The sequence below is a fragment of the Burkholderia sp. E168m23 genome (genome assembly GCF_016586125.1).
Lineage (GTDB): Bacteria > Pseudomonadota > Gammaproteobacteria > Burkholderiales > Burkholderiaceae > Burkholderia > Burkholderia orbicola.
Genome location: NZ_BCPP01001160.1, coordinates 1 through 1,901 on the forward strand (window position 1 = coordinate 1; position 1,901 = coordinate 1,901).

The window sequence follows — 1,901 nt, forward strand, 5'->3', positions numbered from 1 at the left end:
GCGCGAAGAACACCGTGACGATCGTCCCCGCGAATAGCCCGCCGATCAGATAGAACGCACCGTTCGCGAGCCCGGCGACGTAGCGCCGGTCCGGATTCTCGTGCGCGTCCTTGCCGGTGCAGAGCGCCGCGGTGATCGCCGCGACGACGATCGTGATCCCGCCGAAGCAGGCGACGACGAGCGACATCACGCTGGTCGCGGTGATGATCGGGCGCGCCGGTGTGTGATAGCCGGACACGCGCAGGATCGTCATCCCCGGCAGGAACTGGCCGGTGAGGCTGACGACGACGAGCGGCAGCGCCAGGCTGAGCGTCGTGCCGAGCGTCCATTCCGGGGCGATGAAAATCGGCCGCGCGATACTCGGCGACACGTTGCCGAGATGCGTCATCCCGAGCAGCGTCGCGAGCGCAGCACCCGTCAGCAGCACCAGCACGATGCTGTAGCGCGGCAGCAGCTGTTTGAAGATCACGTACGCCGCGATCATCCCGAAGCCGAGCACCGGCTGCGCGGTCGCGGCGGAGAACGCGTGCATGCCGAACGGCAGCAGGATGCCGGCCATCATCCCGCAGGCGATGCCGCGCGGAATGTGGCGCACGAGCCGGTCGAAATAGCCGGACACGCCGATCGCCAGGATGATCAGCGCGGCCGTGAGGTACGCGCCGACGGCCTGGTTGAGCGTCAGTTGCGGAAACAGGCCGACGAGCAGCGCGGTGCCGGGCGCCGACCACGCGGTGACGACGGGCACCTTCAGCTTCCAGCTGGCGAACAGGCCCGATACCCCGGCGCCGATCGAGATCGCCCAGACCCACGACGACACCATGTCGTTGGACGCATGCGCGGCCTGCGAAGCCTGGAAGAAGATCGCGAGCGGGCCCGCATACGAAATCAGGACCGCGAGAAAGCCTGCGGTGATCGCGGAAACGGACCAGTCGTTGCCGATCGTTCGGATCGCGCCGGGTGGGGTGTTCGGTTGCATCGTCGTCGGGGAATGCGGCGCGCGGCCGTGCGGCGGAGCCGGGGCGAATGATGGTCGGAAATCCCGGCGGAGCGGCCATTCTGGGCATTGCCGACGCAATTGGCAATTCGCGGACGACGATCGGTGTTGTCGGCTTTTCGTAAGGACCGGTGCCGACACGCGGAAACTTCTGACGTCAGGTGCTGATCTGCAACACCCTGTCGACCACTGCCACCTTGATCCCGCTGCCCGTCGACAGCGATGCCGTGCCCTCGTCGAACGGATGCACGGGCGGATCGGTCGGCGTCCACGCGTGGCGCGCGAGCAGTTCGCGATATCCGCCACGGATCACGAAGCCGCCGCATTTCTTCGCATACGCGTCGCGTCGCATCCGGTATGCGCGCGGCAGGTCGTACCACGGCAGCTTCGGCAGGTCGTGATGGACGAGGTGATAGTTGTTGTTCAGGTACAGCAGCCGCATCGCGAAGCCGGCTTCGTTGATCGTGATGCGCGCCTTCGGATGCGGCGCCGCGCGATGCTCGTATAGCGAGCGGATCATTGCGAGCGACAGCGCGGGCCACGTGACGGCCAGCAGGTAGTACCACCACGGCACGCCGATCGCCCATTGCAGCCACGCGAGCAGCGCGGCCACGCACGCGGCATGCGTCGCCCACATCGGCAGATAGCGGAAGTCGCCGCGCCGGAACGCGGCGAACGCATCGCGGAACGTCGCGGCGATGGCGAGCGGCGGCCCGACGACGATGCGTCCGAAGAAAGTCTTGCGCGCGACCGTCAGCGCCCGACACCAGCGCGGCAGCCGCGCCCAGCGTTCGCGCGTCACGTAGTTCGTTTCGGGATCGATGCCCGGCACGGTCAGGTCTTCGTCGCGATGATGCTCGAGGTGCGTGTCGCGATACAGCGTGTACGGATACCAGACCGTCAGCGG

2 protein-coding genes are annotated in these 1,901 nt (G+C 67.3%); both read right to left on the reverse strand.

Annotation, left to right across the window (positions count from 1 at the left end; genetic code table 11):
- Window positions 1-976: benzoate/H(+) symporter BenE family transporter (locus JMF90_RS35200; RefSeq protein ID WP_201326175.1), on the reverse strand; the 976-nt coding region annotated here is incomplete at its 3' end.
- Between the two features lie 175 nt (window positions 977-1,151).
- Window positions 1,152-1,901 (reverse strand): fatty acid desaturase (locus tag JMF90_RS35205; RefSeq protein WP_201326176.1); only part of this gene is annotated, 750 nt, incomplete at its 5' end.